Here is a 16157-nt window from a genome sequence, read left to right as displayed (position 1 = left end):
CGCCGACGAGTGCGAGAGCGGCGGGGTCGGCGCCGACCTGGCGGACGGATCACCGACGGCGCCGGGTGATCACCGACCTTCGACCATAGCCGAGACGATCGCCGACCGTGGCCACCGGCTCCGGCCGTCCGCGCCTAGGGCGTGTCTCTCAAGTGGTGGTCTGGAGCCAGAGCAGGATCGCTCGTAGGACCAGGCCGCCGCGGAAGACCAGGGCGTGTTTGTCGTAGCGGGTGGCCAGCCCGCGCCAGCCCTTGAGCAGGTTGAAGCCGCGCTCGACGACGTTGCGGTTCCTGTAGTCCGCCGCGTCGAAGGCGACCGGGCGCCCGCCGCGCGAGCCGCGGCGGGCCCGGTTGCGCTTCTGGTCGTCGGGTTCGGGGATCACCACGTGGACGTGGCGGCGGCGCAGCAGCGCGCGGTGAGCGCGGCTGGAGTAGGCCTTGTCCGCCCGCAGCGCGACCGGGGTGGTGCGGGCCCGGCCGGGACCGAGCCGGTCGATGGCGAGCTCGTCGAGCAGGCGCACCAGTTGCGGGGAGTCACCGGCCTGGCCGGGGGTCACCGCGATCACCAACGGCCGGCCCGCCCCGTCGACCAGGGTGTGGGTCTTGGTGGTCAGCCCGCCGCGGGAGCGGCCGATGGCGTGATCGGCGGGTTCGTCGTCACGGCGCTGAGTCGCCGGCCACGGCCCCAGCCGGTGCCACCGCCCCTGCCGACCGCCCTGCCGAGATCGTTTCTTGTGATTCGACCTCGCCCCCTGTGTAGCTCGAGGGCGACTCCGACGACCTCGCGGCGGTGGCGCCGTGCTGATGGACCCGGCTGGTCGAGGAGTCCACCGAGACCCGCCAGTCGATCTCGCCGGCGGCGTCGGCCTCGGCCTGCAGGATCGCCAGCACCTCGTCCCAGGTGCCGTCGAGACTGAAGCGGTGGTGGCGCTTCCACACCGTCTGCCACGGCCCGAACCGCTCGGGCAGATCGCGCCAGGCGATCCCACAGCGGTAACGGAACACGATCCCCTCGATCACCTGCCGGTGATCACGAAACGGCCGTCCCTTGCCGTACTGCGCGGGCAGCAACGGCTCGATCCGCGCCCACACCTCATCCGAGAGCACCGGTCCACGACCCATCCACGGATCGTGGACCGGCCCAGCTCACGAACTAGGGAGACACGCCCTAGAGCTCCGCTCGGCGTCGCGCCACGGTCTCGGCGATGTCCCGCAGCTTCGTGTTGAGGTGTTGGGATGCGCGGCTCAGCGCGCGGAAGGCCTTGTCCGCGTCGTAACCGTGGCGCTCCATGAGGATGCCCTTGGCCTGCCCGATCACGTCGCGGCTCGACAGCGCCTCCCGGAGGTGGGCGGCCTCGAGCTCGGCGGCCGTGCGCGCCGCGGTGTGGCTCAGCGCCATGCCGGCGAAGGAGGCCAACAGCAGCGCGGTGTCGCGATCCGCGTGGTCGAGGCCGTGGGGCGACGTCGAGTAGCAGGTCAACGCCGCCTGCCGCGGGGGGTCGCTGTCGGGGAAGACGCCGGTGGACAGCACACAGCGCACACCGAGGGCGAGCGCCTGGGGCCCCCACGACGGCCACGCCGCCTCCCCCGCATCCGCGGGCGCGGCCTCGCCGTCGACCGGGTGATCGGGCACGGCCAGGTCGGGGTGGTACGCGAGCCCGAGCCCGGAGGCCGCGGTGGCCGTCAGACTCGGACCCTCGCCCGACTCGTACTGGGCCTGATCGAGACGACGACCCAGGTCGTCGGTGGTGGCGGGCGTGCTGAAGGTGCCGTCGCGGAGGCGCAGGCTGACGCTGACCACCTCAGCCCCCTCGATCATGGTCAGCGCGGCGTGCGCAACGTGGTCGAGCACGTCGACCACGCCGCCCGACGCCCCCACCGGAGCACTGAGGACCCGGGCCACCGCGGAGAACTCCAGCGGCGAGGGACGGGTGGCGGGTGCCGAGGACACGACCTCGTCAGCGGTCTGATCGGGCCGGCCGGTCAGCGGAGAATGTCCTGACTTCACCGGCGGTCCCGCCTCACCACGCCGCCCTCGTCACCCTCACCGTCCATCAGGACCTCCAGCAGTCAGGCCTCACGCGCGTGCTCCTCACGCAGGCGTCGAACCTCTCGCCCCGCGGCTGTGCGGCTCGGGGGAGCTGCCGCCGGGTCGGGTCCACCCGTCGGGGCGAGGCTACCTGCGCCCCTGCTCTCCTCCGATCGCCGACAGCCTCCCGGCACGGGCTGCCCCGAGCGCGAGGACGTCGGGGACGACGACGCCCCGGCACCTCCGGGTGCCGGGGCATCGTCAGGTCCCACCCGTCCCGCCGGGAGGACGGGGCTCAGAGCCGTCCGTTGTCGCGGGTCGGCGCGGCGCTGGGCACACCGGCACCGCCGTAGGGGTCGCCGTACGGGTCGCCCGGCTGGGTGACACGCGTGGTCTGCTCGGTCGGACCGGCGGCGTGGGCACCGCTCGGGCCGTGGGAGGGCGCGTACTGCTGGGTGTACTGCTGGGCCTCGGCCCGGGCGCGCTGCTGACCGGCCTGGACGTCGGCGCGGACCTGGTCGGAGTTCTGCTGGGCCTTGCGGTACCCGGAGTTGATCAAGTCGGCGGCGGCGTCGCGGCCGCCGAGCCCGAAGGCCAGCGCCGCGCCCAGCGCGATCGCACCGATCAGGGCGATGAAGGTGGCGTTCACGATCGTCTCGGCGATCCCGAGCTGGTTGAGGATCATGAACACGGCGATGACCATGACCAGGGTCGGCGCTGCCGAGCGGGCGACCCGTCCGGTGGGGGTGTCGCCCATGGTGCGGTGGACCAGCCCGCCGACGGCGGCCGCCACGGCGGCGGCGACCAGGAAGATCAGCAGCGCGGCGAGCACGTTGGGCAGGTAGGACAGCACCAGCGTCACGAACCCGGTGACCGCCGGGATGTTCAGGGTGCCGACCGCGGAGACGATCACGAAGACCATCAGCACGTACTGCACGACCAGCCCGACGAGCTGGGAGGGCTTGCCCTGCGGGCTGAAGCGCGCGACGTACTCCCCGCCCTTGCCGCGGGTGAGCTTCTCGTCGACGCGGACCTTGCGCAGCAGTCGACTGATGCCTGCACGGATGAGCCGGGCGATGATGTAGCCGATGATCAGCACCAGGAGGGCGCCGATCACGTTGGGCACGTAGTTCAAGAAGGTGGTGAAGGCATTCTGCAACGACTGCAGAATGTTGAAGCCTCCACCACTCTCGGGTGCGGCAGGCATGTGTTCTCCTCGGTCGTGTACGGCCGGAACAGGCGTTGCCCGATGGCTCCCCGCGACGAAACCGGGGCGAACGTGTCAGAAAGGGAAATAGTTCCCGGGCTTGTCTCACGCCGTCGGTCCCCGCGTCGTCGGCCCCGCGCTCCCGCATACTCGACGGCCGTGCCTCCCCGCCCGTGCCCGTGCGGCCTCCCCGAGCCCTTCGAGGCGTGCTGCGGCCGCTACCTCGGCGAGGACGGCAGCCCCGCGCCCACCGCCGAGGCGCTCATGCGGTCGCGCTACACCGCCTTCGCGCGCGGCGACGTCGACCACCTGTTGCGGACCTGGCACCCGTCGACCCGCCCGGCGACGCTGACGCTCGACCCCGCGATCCGCTGGACGCAGCTGGAGGTCCTCGACCGCGTCCGCGGTGGCCTCCTCGACACCGACGGTGTCGTCGAGTTCCGCGCGCACCACCGTGAGGGCCCGCGGACCGGGGTCCTGCACGAACGCAGCCGGTTCGTGCGCGAGGACGGGCGGTGGCTCTACCGGGACGGCACCCCTCGCTGACCTCGACGATCGGCTCTGCGACGGCGTCTTCGGCGCCTCGAGGGTCTCACCGCTCGATATCGGGGTTCGAGGGCAGTCGCAGCGTGGCGGTGGTGGTGGTCCCCGACACCTCGGTGTCCACGGAGCCGAAGTGGCGCAGGAGCCCGAGCAGGGCGGGGTTGTCGGTGAGGACCTCGGCCCTGATCGTGGTGACGTCCTCCTCACGGGCCCGGCGCAGGAGCAGCCGCAGGAGCTGGAAGCCGACGCCGCGTCGTTGCCAGTCGTCGGCGACGACGATGGCGAGCTCGGCGCTCGCCGGCTCGGTGTCGCTGCGGATGAAGCGGGCGATGCCCACTCCCTGTCCCTTCTCGGACTCGACGGCCCCGAGTGCTTCGTGGTCGCGGTGGTCGACCTGGGTGAAGAAGCGCAACTGTTGGGGCGAGAGCTGAGGCATGATCGTGAAGAACCGCTGGTAGGCGCTGGTCTCGCTCAAGGCCTGGTAGGCGGCGGCCAGTTCCTCGGCGTCGCCGGGCTCGACGCTGCGCACCAGCACCGACGTCCCGTCGGAGAGGGCCACGTCCTCCCACACCGACGGGGCCGAACGACCACCGGCACCGGTCCCGGCTTCGCCGTCGGACGCCGATCGATCGGGAGTGGACATCCGCCCATCGTGGTGCTTCCCGGGACGGAGTCACACCCACGGGGACGTCCCGCACCGCTGACGACGGGACGATCGAGGGCTGCGCCGTCCTGCACGACACCGCCGGCGAGGGGCTCAGGACGTGCGGGCTCGGTGTTATCGCGACGGTCGCATCGGCAAGCCTGGGAGTGCGGTGGGTCACACCCGACCGCGACCGACGGAACGACGAGGAGGACCGGTCATGACGACCAAGGCACGAGAGATCATGACGGCCGAGCGCACGTGCGCGAACGAGACCGACACGGTGCAGTCGGCGGCGAGCACGATGCAGCGTCTCGGCGTCGGGGCCCTGCCCATCTGTGGGCAGGACAACAAGCTCAAGGGCATGATCACGGACCGCGACATCGTGATCAAGGTCGTGGCCGACGGGAAGGACAGCTCGTCGGTCACCGTCGGCGAGCTCCAGCAGCCCGAGGCCGTGACCATCGGCGCCGACGACGACGCGGACGAGATCCTGGCGACCATGCGCGAGCACAAGGTGCGCCGGCTGCCGGTCATCGACGGCAACGAGCTGGTCGGCGTCATCGCCCTCGCCGACGTGGCCAAGGCGCTGGACAACCCGACGACCGGCCAGCTCGTGGACGTGCTCTCGACCTCGGGCTGACGGGTCCTCGACGCGTCGGCGGTCAGAGGGGCGGCTCTAGCCCTCGGGGTCGGGGACCCGGAACACGACGCGCGTCCCCGGTGAGCCGAGCGTGATCTCGACGTCGACCGCGAGCTCGCGGATGAGCACCAACCCGCGGCCACGATGCCCCGGATCCTCGGGCGGCGTCCGCCACCGTCCCTCGTCGGCCACGACGACCTGCACGGCGCCGTCGTCCGCCCGGGCGACCTCGCACAGGAGATCGCCCACGGCCTCGGGGTAGGCGTGCTCGATGACGTTCGTCGCCGCCTCGCCGAGGGCGAGGTGGAGGTCGATCGCGTGGGCCTTCGACAGCCCCGCCTGCGCGGCCCACGCGGTCACCTCCCGGCGGAGGACCCGCAGTGACGCCGGCGTGGCCGCGAGCCGGAGCCGCAGCGGCGCGGGGATCCACCGGACCACGACCAGGGCGATGTCGTCGGCGGCGCCGGAGCCGTCGTCACCCTCGACCGCGGCGTCGACCAGGCCGGTCGCGAGCTCCTCGGGGTGGCGGTGACCGACCTGCGCGACGGTGCGCAGCAACCGTTCGAGGCCCTCGTCGAGGGCCTCGCCGCGGCGTTCGACGAGACCGTCGGTGTAGAGCAGCACCGAGGCGCCCGGCGCGAGCACCAGGCTCGCCGACCGGTAGGGCGCCTCGCGCGCACGGACCCCGAGCATGATGCCCTCCCCGCCCGCGGGGAAGCGCACGCCGTCGTCGTCGACGAGCAGCATCGGGAGGTGCCCGGCGAGCGCCCACGTCAGGACGCCGGTCTCCCAGTCGAGGGTGAGGCACGCGCACGTGCTGCCCAGGGCGCCCGGGACGCCGGCCGCGAACCGGTCCAGACGCTCGAGTGCGTCGGCCGGCGGGTGCCCCTCGAGCAGGTAGGCCGACAGGGCACTGCGCAGCTGGCCCATGATCGCGGCCGCGCGCGGGCCGTGACCGACGACGTCGCCGACGGCGAGCGCGACCGTCGTCGGCCCGATCGCCACCAGGTCGTACCAGTCGCCACCCGCCTGGGCCTCGGTGGTGGCGGGCCGGTAGCGGGTGGCGGTGGTGAGCCGGGCCAGCGCGGGCGCGGCGCGCGGGAGCAGGCTGTGCTGCAGGACCTGCGCGAGCTCGTGCTCGACCCGGTAGAGGCGCTCACGCTCGTCCTCGGCCCGCCGGCGGGCGGTGACGTCGCGGCCGATCGCCTGCCACAGGCCGTCGGGGGTGAACCAGATGCTGAGCTCGACGGCGACGGTGCCGCCGTCGCGGTGGCGCATCTCCCAGGTCTCGTGGGCGCTCTCCCCCGCGCGCAACCGCGCGGTGAGCCGCGCCAGCCGGCCCTGGTCCTCGCTGCGCACGAGGTCGTGCACCCGCAGGTCGAGGTGCTGCTCCCGCGACCAGCCCATCATCGCGCAGGCCGCCGGGTTGGCGTCGAGGAACCGGCCGTCCTGGTCGGCGAGCCAGATGCCGTCCGTCGCGCGTTCGAACAACCGCCGGAACCGGTCCTCGCTGCCGCGGGCGCTCTGGATGGCCCGCGCTCGCGCCAACGATTCCCAGCAGCGGTTGGTGACCACCGCGGCGAGATCGACCTCGGTCGGCGTCCAGCGCCGGGGACGGGCCTGGTGCACGGCCATGCCCGCGACGAAGCGGTGCGCCTTCATCACCGGGACGCTGATCACGGCGCGGATGCCGGTGGCGGCGTAGGCCATCCGTTCGCCCTCGTCGAGGCGAGGGTCGGTCTCCGCGTCCTCGACCACCCACGGCTCACCCCGACGCATCGCGGCCAGCGCCGCGGCGCCGAACGCGGACATCGCGAACCGACCGGTCAGGTGCGGCAGGCCCGAGGCCCAGCCACCGCTCATCGTGAAGTGGTCCTCGTCGGCCTCCAGCTGCGCGTAGGCGCAGCGGTCGGCCGCGAGGTGCTCGCCCAGACGCCGGGCCGCCGCGACCATGATCTCGTCGACGTTCTCGAGGGCCTGCAGCTCGTGGTCGAGCGCCGCCAGGAGGTCGACGCCGGCGGTGGTGGGGTCGCGGTCCACTTCCCGCTCCCCTTCCGTCACGTCGCTGGACGACCGTGGCACCCACAGGGGCGTGGCCACCGGTCGTCGGGTCGCGGAGGCCATCGTAGGCCCGGGCGGCCGACCGGCATCCGGGCGGCGGCATGGTGCGCCGACGACGGTCCCCCGATGTCCGTGACCACGCCGGCCGCCGGGGCGCGGCGCGTCGCGGCGTCCACGACCGTCAGCGGCCGGTCACCTCGTGGGCGCCCTGCTGCGCGGCGGCCGTGCCGCGGCTGGCCCCGGCGCCGACGAGCTGCAGCCCGCCGGTCACCAGCAGGTCGACGACGCGACCGGTGAGGCGGACGGGGTTGAGCGTCTGCGCGAGCTGGTCCAGGGGGACGGCGACGGCCTCGGTGACGGCGAGGATCTGCCGGTGGACGCGGTCCGCGGTGGCCTCGGCCTGCTCGCCGGCCTCGGCCCCGAGGCGGGCGGCACGGTCGGCGCCGGCCACCAGGTCCTCCTTCGCCTCCTGCGCGGTGGCGTCGACACGGGCGGCGGCGCGGCGGCCCGCGGCGCGGGTCTCGCCGGCCACCTCGCGCGCGGTGCCCTCGGCCTGGTCGGCGACCTGGCCCGCCGTGGTCTGCGCGATGGTCGCGGTGTCGCGGGCCGCGGCCCCGACGGTCTTCTCGCCGTCCACGACCGCCTCCGCCTGGTCGCCGACGCCGGACGCGGCGGCGCCGGCGGTGGCGCCCGCGCGCCGGGCCGCGGTGCTGGTGTGGCGCGCGACCTTCCTGGCGGTGGTCGACGCCCCGTCGGCGACGTCCTCGGCCGCGTCGGCCGCCTCCGCGGCGAGGTCCCGGGCCTCCTCGCCCGCGTCCTGCGCCGCCTCGCGGGCCTCGTCGGCGAGGTCGGGGCCGGAGTCCGCGCTGCTGTCCGCTTTGCTCCGGTCGGTGTCTCTCTGCTCGGTGTCGCTCTGCTCGATGCCGCCCTGCTCGATGCCGCCCTGCTCGGTGCCGCCCACCGCGTGCACGGCCTCGGGGGTGTGTCCGGTGCGGACCGCGGCCTCGGTGGGGTCGGCGGTGCCGCCGACGCCCGCGGTGCTGGTGGCGGTGCCGGTGCCGGTGCCGCCCACCACGGGCACGGCCTCGGGTGTGTGCCCGGCCTGCACCGCGGCCTCGACGGCGTCGGTGGTGTCGCCGACGCCCGCGGTGCCGCTGCCGGCGCCACCGCCGTCGACGCCGACCTCCTCGCCAGACCCGCCAGACCCGCCAGACCCGCCAGCCCCCACGCCCTGGGCTTCACGGACCTTCTCGACGGTCTCGACCGCGCCCTCGACCCCGGCGTTCTCGGCGATCTCAGCGGCGGTGCGGCTGACGTCATCGGTGTCGGCGTCGACGTGGCGGGTCTCGAGCACCTCCCCGCCCTCGCCGTGCACGACGACCTGGCCGCCCCCGTGCTCGGCGACGATGGTGACGGCGCGCTCCACCGCCTCCACCTCGGTGGTGGTCCGAGCGGTGACCTGGTCATCCCCCGGGACCGTGACGGTCCACTCGCCGTCGGAGGGCTGCACGTGGCGGTCCGGCATCTCTGGCTCCTCGTCCCCGTTGATGAGTGGGGAAGGACTGCCCGTCCCGGGCGTCGCGTCCACGTCCTGCGGAGGCGGATCGCGGTGACGAGGACCTCGGCGTACGAAGTGTTCGTCCGTGTACCCGACGGCGGTGCGCATCCGGCCCTGTGCCCGCCTCCTCACGACGCGCGCCGGCGGGGTGACCCCGGCGCCGGTCTCGTCGTGCAGCCGGCGGTGCGGCCTGCTCGGCGGCGGTGGGAGACGCGACCGGGCCCCGCGCCGATCGGCGCGGGGCCCGGTCCATCGGGGTGAGGGCTCAGGACACGGCGATCTCGACGCGCCGGCTCTCCGCGACGCTCGCACGCGGGGCGCTGTCGGTGGCGCCGCCGCGGGCCTGGATCCGGGCGGGATCGACACCCTCGCTGCTGAGGCGCTCGGCCACCGCCTGCGCACGCTGGTCGGACAGCGCCTGCGCGGCGGGCCCGATGCCCTGGCTGACCGGCGCGGTGTAGCCGGTGACGGTCACCCGGGCGTTCGGGGCGTCCGCCAGCTCCTCGGCCACCTGGTCCACGGTGCGCGCCGCGGCGGGCGTGAGCTCCGGGCTGTCGGGCCGGAAGGTCACGGGCGACGCGGCGACCAGCTCCTGGACGCGCGCGGACACGGCCGCGACGTCACCGCCAGGACCACCGGCGCCACCGGGAGCACCGGCGCCCGGGGCTCCCGCGCCACCCGGCGCAGCGGCCCCCTCGGGTGCCCCGGCACCACCCGGAGCCCCGGCACCCGGAACAGCACCCGGGACCGCACCCGGCGCCGGCGCCGCCTGACCGGGGGCAACCGCGCCCGGCGCCGACGGAGCGGCCTGCCCGGGTGCCCCGGCCTGGCCCGGCGCCGGGCCGGAGCCCTGCGGCCCGCACTGGGAGGTGAGCACCAGGATCAGCCCGACGACGACCAGGGCGAGGAGGGCCAGCAGCAGCCACGCCCACCGCGGCCGCCCGCCGCCGGCACCCGTGGCGCCGCCACCAGCACCACCGGCAGCCCCAGCACCACCGGCCGTCCCGACACCGGCCCCTCGGGCCCCACCGGCACCGGCACCGGCACCGGCACCGGCACCACCGGTACCGGCCGTCCCGGCACCGGCCCCTCGGGTCCCGCCGACGCCGGCGGCACCGGCCCGGGCCCCTCCGCCCGTGGCGTCCCCGGTCGCTCCACCGGCGCCACCGGCCCGGGCGGCACCAGCTTGGTTCTCGCCGCCCGCGAGGTCTCCGGCCGGTTCACCCGCGGTCCCGGCTCCACCCGCGGCTCCGGCTCCACCGGCCCGGCCGTCCGCGACGTCGCCGTCCGCGCCGCCCGCGGCGACGGCTCCGCGCCGCCGATCCTCGGGTTCGCTCATCGTCGTTCTCCTCTCCTCGTCACGACGACGCCCCGGCACCCGCGCCTGGTGCCGGGGCGTCACCGCGATCTCCCCGCTGCGCGCGGGGAGGGACGTCAGGGCCGGCCGTTGTGCCGCGTCGGCGTGCCGACCCGGGCGTCGGACCCGCCGTAGGGGTCACCCGGGCGCGCGACCCGCGCCGTGGGCTCGTCGGCACCCGCCGCGCGGGCGCCACCACCGGCCGGGGGGTACTGCTGCGTGTACTGCTGCGCCTCGGCGCGGGCGCGCTCCTGCCCGACCTGCACGTCGCGACGGACCTGGTCGGACTGCTGCCGGGCGTTGCGGTAGCCCGAGTCGATGAGGTCCTTGGCGGCGTCGCGGCCCCCGAGGCCGAACGCCAGCGCCGAACCCAGCGCGACCGCGCCGATGAGCGCGATGTAGGTGGCGGTGACGATGGTCTCCGCGATGCCGAGCTGGGTCAGGATCATGAACACCGCGATGACCATGACCAGCGTCGGGGCCGCCGAGCGGGCGACGCGGCCGGTCGGGGTGTCGCCCATGGTGCGGTGCACCAGGCCTCCGACCGCGGCGGCGATCGCGGCGGCGACCAGGAAGATCAGCAGCGCCGCGAGGACGTTCGGCAGGTACGACAGGACCAGGTCCACGAACCCGGTGACCGCGGGGATGTTCAGCGTCCCGACCGCCGAGACGACGACGAACACCATCAGCACGTACTGCACGACGAGCCCCACCAGCTGCGAGGGCTTGCCCTGCGGGCTGAACCGCGCGACGTACTCGCCGCCGCGGCCGTGGGTCAGGCGCTCGTCGAGGCGCACACGCCGCAGCAGGCGGCTGATGCCGGCGCGCAGCAGACGCGCGATGACGTAGCCGATGACCAGCACCAGCAGGGCGCCGATCACGTTGGGCACGTGGTCCACCAGCGTCGTGAACGCGTTCTGCAGGCTCTGCAGGGCGTCGAACCCTCCTCCATCGGAGGGTGCGGCTGCCGTCGGCATGGGAAGTCTCCTCTGTCGGTTCGGGTCGGTCGGGGTCGGAGCGGACGGGGTGGGCCCACGCCACCCGCGGCGCCGCCGTCGGCGGACCGCCTCCGCGTGGGTGGCGTGGGTCCCGGGCCCGGCTCAGCGACGGGGCCCGGACTCCGTGCGGTCGGTGCCGCGGGAGGTGCCGCCGGTGCTGTCGTCGGTCTCGATCTGCTCCTTGCGGACCTGGTCGGAGACCTGCTCCTGCTCGCGCTCCACGTCCTTGCTCACGCGGACGCGCTCCTTGGGCACGGTCTCCTTGCCCACCACGGGCCGCTCCTCGTGGAGGACGACCTCGTGCTCCTCCTCGGAGATCGCCGGGCCGTCGGTCGCGGCGTCGCGGTTGGCCTCCGTGATCGGCTCGCGCTCGACCCGCACCTCCTCGCGCGTGACGGGCACGGTGTGGGTCTCGGTCTCGGTGACGACGTACTTGCGCAGGCGCGCCCGGCCTCGTTCGCGGGTCTCGGTCCCGACCCGCAGCTCCTCCTCGGAGCGCGTCATCGCCTCGTCCGTCGTCGGCCCGGACACGTCGTGGCCCTCGCTCCGACCCGTCGTCCGCTCCCCCGACGCGGCGCGGTCCTGCTCGTGCCCCGGGTCGATCCCCGCTCCGCCGGCTGTGGTGCCGGCCTCGGGGCGGGCGGTCGTGGAGCCCTCGTCGGTGAAGGGGATGCCGTAGTGCTGGAACAGCCGCTGCTCGTCGCCCTCGGAGAGCTCCGCGTCGGCCTCGATGTGCGGCGCCTCCTGGGCCTGCTCCTTGCGGATCTCGGCGCGCAGGTCGTCACCCTCGGCCTGCGCGCCGCGCAGCGGCACGAACGTCTGCTTGGTCCCGAGCAGCCCGGTGTGCACGAGGGCCCACTCGGCCTGGCCGCCCTGCTGATCGAGGTAGATCTCGACGATCCGGCCGATCTTGCTGCCGTGGGTGTCGTAGAGCGTGCGGCCCCGGTACTCCACCCAGCCTGGTCGTGTCTGCGTCATCGACGGTCCTCGTCTCACGTGGATGTCGGCGGACCCCCGGCGCGCGGCGTCATCGACCGGCACCGCGACGCGCGGCTCGGTCTCTCACCGGGGCGGGGGTGGTCCCGCGACCGCGGGACCCGTCCGGCGGCGCCGCAGGGCTCGACGCGGCCGGCGCCGCGGGGATGAGCGACGCTCACCCCGACGAAACGGTCACGGTCGAAGAGCGTGCGGCGGCGGGTACGGCGGGCGCCGGCCGGCGCAACGCCGTGCCCGCCCGCGGCCCACCCCGGATGGGGGGTCACGGCGAGGCCGCCGATCGGGTCCGTCCCCGGACCCGTTCCCGACACGGCTGTGATCCATCACATCCCCGTACCGATTGGTAGGACTTCCGAGTAACCGACGACGCCCCTCACCGTGGGGTGTTGGGCCGTCACCGGCCTCGCGTCGATCACCAGGAGCCGTCCGTGCACCGCACTCCGATCCAGGTCCGATGCCCCGAGGGCCACGACGCCCGTCTGCTGGGCCTTGGCGCGTTCCGGCCCCGCCGGTACGCGACCAACGACGAGGTGTGCGCGCGCATCGACGTGGACCCCGAGTGGGTCGTGGCGCGCTCCGGCATCCGCACCCGTGGGGTCGCCGCGGAGGACGAGACCGTGGTCGCCATGGGCGCCGCGGCCGCCCGCGACGCCCTCGACGTCGCCGCGGTCTCCCCCGCCGAGATCGACGTCGTCGTCGTGGCGACGATGTCGCCGGACACCGCCTGCCCGCAGGTCTCGACCCGGCTCGCCGACCGCCTCGGCGTCACCGGCGCCGCGGTCGACCTCGGCGCCGCGTGCTCGGGCTTCTCCTACGGCCTCGAGACGGCCCGCGCCATGATCCGGGCCGGCACGGCGCGCCACGTCCTGCTCGTCGGCGTCGAGCGCATGACCGACCTGCTCGACCTCTCCGACCGCTCGACGGCCTTCCTGTTCGGCGACGGCGCGGGCGCCGTGGTCGTCGGTCCGAGCGACGAGCCCGGCGTCGGGCCCGCCGTGTGGGGCGCCGACGGCAGCCAGGCCGACCTCATCGAGCACCGTCCGAGCTGGCGAGATGGCCTCGCCGACCCGGAGGGACCGGTGCCGGGGCTGCGCATGCAGGGCCCGGCGGTGTTCCGGTGGGCGAGCACCCAGATCGCGCCGGTCGCCGAGAAGGCCCTCGCCGTCGCGGGCATGACCGTCGACGACCTCGACGCCTTCGTGCCCCACCAGGCCAACAACCGCATCACCGACGCCCTCGTCCGCGCGCTGGCGCTGCCCGACCGGGTCGTCGTCGCCCGCGACGTCGTCCGCGCCGGGAACACCTCGGCGGCCTCGGTGCCGCTCGCGATGCACGCCCTGCTCGCCGACGGCGACGCCGAGCCCGGGCAGGTGGCGCTGCTCGCCGGGTTCGGCGCCGGCCTGACCTACGGGTCGCAGGTCGTCGCGCTGCCGCCGATCACCGCGTGACCGGGGCGGGTCACCCCGCGAAGGCCTCCACGGCCAGCCAGATCCCGAAGACGAAGAACAGCACCGCGGCGCCGATCCGGATGACCTTGTCGGGCAGCCTCCGCCCGAGCACCCGGCCCAGGATGATCGCCAGCGCGTCGGCGGCGACCATCCCGATCGTCGAGCCGAGCCACACGCCGGAGACACCGGCCGCGCCCGGGTACTGCGTCGCCAGCGTGATCGTCGCGAGCATCGTCTTGTCGCCCAGCTCGGCGAGGAAGAACGCGACACCGACGGTGAAGAACGCCGAGCGGGTGGTGGCGCTGCTCTTGTTCTTCTCCTCCTCGGTCAGCGAGTCGCCCCGCAGCGTCCAGAGCCCGAAGGCGACGAAGGCGACCGCGGCGACCAGGGAGATCCAGAAGGTGGGGATGGCGGCGCCCAGCAGGTAGCCCACCCCGACCGAGACCGCGTGCGTGAGCGCCGTCGCCGCGCCGATGCCCAGCAGCACGGGCAGGGCCCGGAAGCGGGTCGCGAACGTCATCGCCATGAGCTGGGACTTGTCGCCCAGCTCGGCGACGAAGATGACGGCGAAGCTCAGGGCGGCCGCGGCGAGGAAGCCGGTCACGGCGGGGGCGCTCCTCTCGGTCGGGGCGGACCGAGGCGCACGCTCCGGCCCGACCCGTGGACGACGGGTCGACACCGAAGGTCTCGCCCGCCGCCGGTGCCCGACGGCCCCCGCGGCCGGACGCCGGAGCGTCAGTGTGTCGACCGCGGTGTTGGGAGCTACTCCCCTTCGCTGCGCACGACAATAGCAGCCGGAAAAGGCTCTGCCCCTTCCACCGTGAGCGCACTCACGATTCCCGGAAATGGCCTCTCCACAAATCTGGATTTCGTCACGCCGAAATCGTGGATGTGGTCAGGCGTCGTCCCGCACGACGGAGTACGCGACCTCGCGCTGGGCGTCGTGCTCGGCGAGCCGGGCGACGAGCGAGGCCCGGACGTCGTCGTAGGTGTCCGACCCGAGCGGCAGGCGCAGCGGGGTGGCCCCGCTGTCGACGAGGTCGACCACGGCGTCGGCGATCTTGTCGGCGTCGTTGGGGAGCGTGAAGCCGCCGCCGTTCAGCGCGCGACGCACCTCCCCCGCCGGCGTGTCCTCGTACTCCGGCATGACCGGCGCGGTGGCCAGCGCGCCGCCGAAGCCGGTGGGCGTGGCCCCGGGCTCGACGATGGTCATCGCGAGGCCGAACGGCGCGATCTCGCGGGCCACGGTCTCGGCGAAGCCCTCGATGCCCCACTTCGAGGCGTGGTAGTAGGCGAAGTTCGGGTAGGTCGTCTGCCCGCCGGCCGTCGAGACCTGCAGGATCCGGCCGTGGCCCTGCGCGCGCAGGTGCGGCAGGGCGGCGCGGACGACGTGGATCGAGCCGAGCAGGTTGGTGTCGATGACCTGCCGGATCTGCTCGTCGCCCGCCTCCTCGACCGACGCGAAGACGCCGTGGCCCGCGTTGTTGACGACGACGTCGACGGTGCCGAACGCGGCGAACGCCTCGTCGACGACACGGTGGACGGCCGCGGTGTCGGTGACGTCGAGCCGGCCGACCCAGAGGCGGTCGCCGTGCTCGGCGCGCAGGTCGTCCATCGTCCCGGGACGGCGCACGGTGGCGGCGACGCGGTCGCCGCGGGCCAGGAGGCGCTCGGTCAGCAGGCGCCCGAAGCCGGACGAGGTGCCGGTGATGAACCAGGTGGTAGCCATGGCGGCGACGCTAGGAGTTCAAGTCGACTCGAAGTCAACGTCGTAGGGTGGGGGCTGTGACCACCGAGACAGAGACCCTCCTGAGCATCGGCGAGGTCAGCGAGCGCACCGGGCTGCCCACCCACACGCTGCGCTTCTACGAGCAGGAGGGCCTGTTCGCCGGACCCATCCGACGGAACGCGGCCGGCCGGCGGCTCTACACCGAGGAGCAGGCGCACTGGGCGCGGGTCTGCACGAAGCTGCGCTCGTCGGGGATGCCGCTGCCGGAGATCCACCGCTACGTGGACCTCGTGCGCCAGGGCCCGGGCAACGAGGAGGAGCGGTTCGCGATCCTGCGCGAGCACGAGCAGAAGGTGGCCCGGCAGGTCGCGGACCTGCAGGAGGCGCTGGCCGTCATCCATACCAAGGTGGAGATCTACGAGGAGGCCCTGGCCGCCGGCACGGCGGGCGAGCTCTGGCGCGACGGCCCGATCTGCGACTGATCCCGAGCGGCGGATGCTGACCGGCGACGGCGAATCTTGACCACCCGCCGACGCCCTCAGGACGATGACCGGCGTCGTCGTCGCCGTGGAGGAGCCCCCGGATGATCGTCATCAACATCGTCATGCCGATCCGGCCCGAGAAGACCGACGAGTGGCTGGCCCTCGCGGACTCCTACGAGAAGGACGTGAACGCCGAGGAGGGGTGCCTGTTCTTCCGGTTCGCGCGGACCCTGAGCAACGAGAACGAGTACGTCTGCATCGAGGGGTTCCGGGACGCGGACGCCGGCGCGGCCCACGTGGCGCAGCCGCACGTGAAGCGGTTCTTCGACGCCGCCCCCGACCTGGTGTCCGCGCAGCCGCAGATCCTCTACATCGACACCCCGCACGACGGCTTCGGTCCGATGGGGGAGATCCAGCCCCGCTGACCGCCGGGTCCTCCCGTCGGCGCCTGCCCCGGCCGCCGC

The 16157-nt window shown here is 74.3% G+C and carries 16 protein-coding genes and 1 pseudogene; 5 read left to right on the top strand and 12 right to left on the bottom strand.

The features are described 5' to 3' along the window. Positions 1-148: 148 nt before the first annotated feature. The 3 genes and pseudogenes from PH190_RS20105 to PH190_RS20095 form a co-directional block, all read right to left on the bottom strand. Positions 149-1121 (bottom strand): annotated as a pseudogene (locus tag PH190_RS20105) (IS5 family transposase). 46 nt (positions 1122-1167) lie between these two features. Beyond that, a complete protein-coding gene (locus PH190_RS20100) occupies positions 1168-1950 on the bottom strand; it encodes an ANTAR domain-containing response regulator (protein ID WP_274233305.1) in 783 nt (260 codons plus the stop codon). A gap of 373 nt (positions 1951-2323) precedes the next feature. Beyond that, complete coding sequence (locus PH190_RS20095) at positions 2324-3235, bottom strand: mechanosensitive ion channel family protein (protein WP_274233304.1); 912 nt, start codon at positions 3233-3235, stop codon at positions 2324-2326. Between the two features lie 159 nt (positions 3236-3394). Between PH190_RS20095 and PH190_RS20090 the strand changes: the two genes are divergently transcribed. Beyond that, on the top strand, positions 3395-3781 hold the full coding sequence (locus tag PH190_RS20090) for a YchJ family protein (RefSeq protein ID WP_274233303.1): 387 nt from the start codon (positions 3395-3397) through the stop codon (positions 3779-3781). A 46-nt stretch (positions 3782-3827) separates the two neighbouring features. Here the strand turns inward: PH190_RS20090 and PH190_RS20085 are convergent, their stop codons facing one another. Next, positions 3828-4337 (bottom strand): GNAT family N-acetyltransferase, encoded by a 510-nt coding sequence (locus PH190_RS20085; RefSeq protein WP_274233302.1) that lies wholly within the window; start codon positions 4335-4337, stop codon positions 3828-3830. A gap of 304 nt (positions 4338-4641) precedes the next feature. On the opposite strand from PH190_RS20085, the gene PH190_RS20080 reads away from it, so the two are divergent. Continuing rightward, a complete protein-coding gene (locus tag PH190_RS20080) occupies positions 4642-5064 on the top strand; it encodes a CBS domain-containing protein (RefSeq protein WP_274233301.1) in 423 nt (140 codons plus the stop codon). Positions 5065-5100: 36 nt separating this feature from the next. Here the strand turns inward: PH190_RS20080 and PH190_RS20075 are convergent, their stop codons facing one another. The 6 genes from PH190_RS20075 to PH190_RS20050 form a co-directional block, all read right to left on the bottom strand. Next, positions 5101-7104: an ATP-binding SpoIIE family protein phosphatase gene (locus tag PH190_RS20075; RefSeq protein WP_274233300.1), complete on the bottom strand. Its 2004-nt coding sequence runs from the start codon at positions 7102-7104 to the stop codon at positions 5101-5103. Between the two features lie 202 nt (positions 7105-7306). Beyond that, positions 7307-8650, bottom strand: coding sequence for a DUF2188 domain-containing protein (locus tag PH190_RS20070; protein ID WP_274233299.1), 1344 nt, complete (start codon positions 8648-8650; stop codon positions 7307-7309). 298 nt (positions 8651-8948) lie between these two features. Next, positions 8949-9293 (bottom strand): OmpA family protein, encoded by a 345-nt coding sequence (locus tag PH190_RS20065; RefSeq protein WP_274233298.1) that lies wholly within the window; start codon positions 9291-9293, stop codon positions 8949-8951. 272 nt (positions 9294-9565) lie between these two features. Then, positions 9566-9907, bottom strand: coding sequence for a hypothetical protein (locus tag PH190_RS20060; RefSeq protein WP_274233297.1), 342 nt, complete (start codon positions 9905-9907; stop codon positions 9566-9568). 210 nt (positions 9908-10117) lie between these two features. Then, positions 10118-11017: a mechanosensitive ion channel family protein gene (locus PH190_RS20055; RefSeq protein ID WP_274233296.1), complete on the bottom strand. Its 900-nt coding sequence runs from the start codon at positions 11015-11017 to the stop codon at positions 10118-10120. A gap of 123 nt (positions 11018-11140) precedes the next feature. Next, positions 11141-12016: a PRC and DUF2382 domain-containing protein gene (locus PH190_RS20050; RefSeq protein WP_274233295.1), complete on the bottom strand. Its 876-nt coding sequence runs from the start codon at positions 12014-12016 to the stop codon at positions 11141-11143. A gap of 446 nt (positions 12017-12462) precedes the next feature. Here PH190_RS20050 and PH190_RS20045 point away from each other — a divergent pair, with 446 nt between their 5' ends. Beyond that, on the top strand, positions 12463-13482 hold the full coding sequence (locus tag PH190_RS20045; protein ID WP_274233294.1) for a beta-ketoacyl-ACP synthase 3: 1020 nt from the start codon (positions 12463-12465) through the stop codon (positions 13480-13482). A gap of 10 nt (positions 13483-13492) precedes the next feature. On the opposite strand, the gene PH190_RS20040 is transcribed toward PH190_RS20045, so the two are convergent. Both PH190_RS20040 and PH190_RS20035 read right to left on the bottom strand, forming a co-directional pair. Next, a complete protein-coding gene (locus PH190_RS20040) occupies positions 13493-14086 on the bottom strand; it encodes a TMEM165/GDT1 family protein (protein ID WP_274233293.1) in 594 nt (197 codons plus the stop codon). A 291-nt stretch (positions 14087-14377) separates the two neighbouring features. After that, entirely contained in the window at positions 14378-15211 is an 834-nt protein-coding gene (locus tag PH190_RS20035) for an SDR family oxidoreductase (RefSeq protein ID WP_274233292.1), read from the bottom strand. 56 nt (positions 15212-15267) lie between these two features. Between PH190_RS20035 and PH190_RS20030 the strand changes: the two genes are divergently transcribed. Both PH190_RS20030 and PH190_RS20025 read left to right on the top strand, forming a co-directional pair. Then, positions 15268-15693 (top strand): MerR family transcriptional regulator, encoded by a 426-nt coding sequence (locus PH190_RS20030; RefSeq protein WP_274233291.1) that lies wholly within the window; start codon positions 15268-15270, stop codon positions 15691-15693. Between the two features lie 101 nt (positions 15694-15794). Continuing rightward, positions 15795-16118 (top strand): putative quinol monooxygenase, encoded by a 324-nt coding sequence (locus tag PH190_RS20025; protein ID WP_274233290.1) that lies wholly within the window; start codon positions 15795-15797, stop codon positions 16116-16118. Positions 16119-16157: the final 39 nt, after the last annotated feature.

Source organism: Actinomycetospora straminea (assembly GCF_028737255.1).
In the GTDB taxonomy this organism is placed as follows: domain Bacteria; phylum Actinomycetota; class Actinomycetes; order Mycobacteriales; family Pseudonocardiaceae; genus Actinomycetospora; species Actinomycetospora straminea.
The sequence above is the reverse complement of the archived record's forward strand: the minus strand, read 5'-3'. Positions and strand labels throughout refer to the sequence as shown.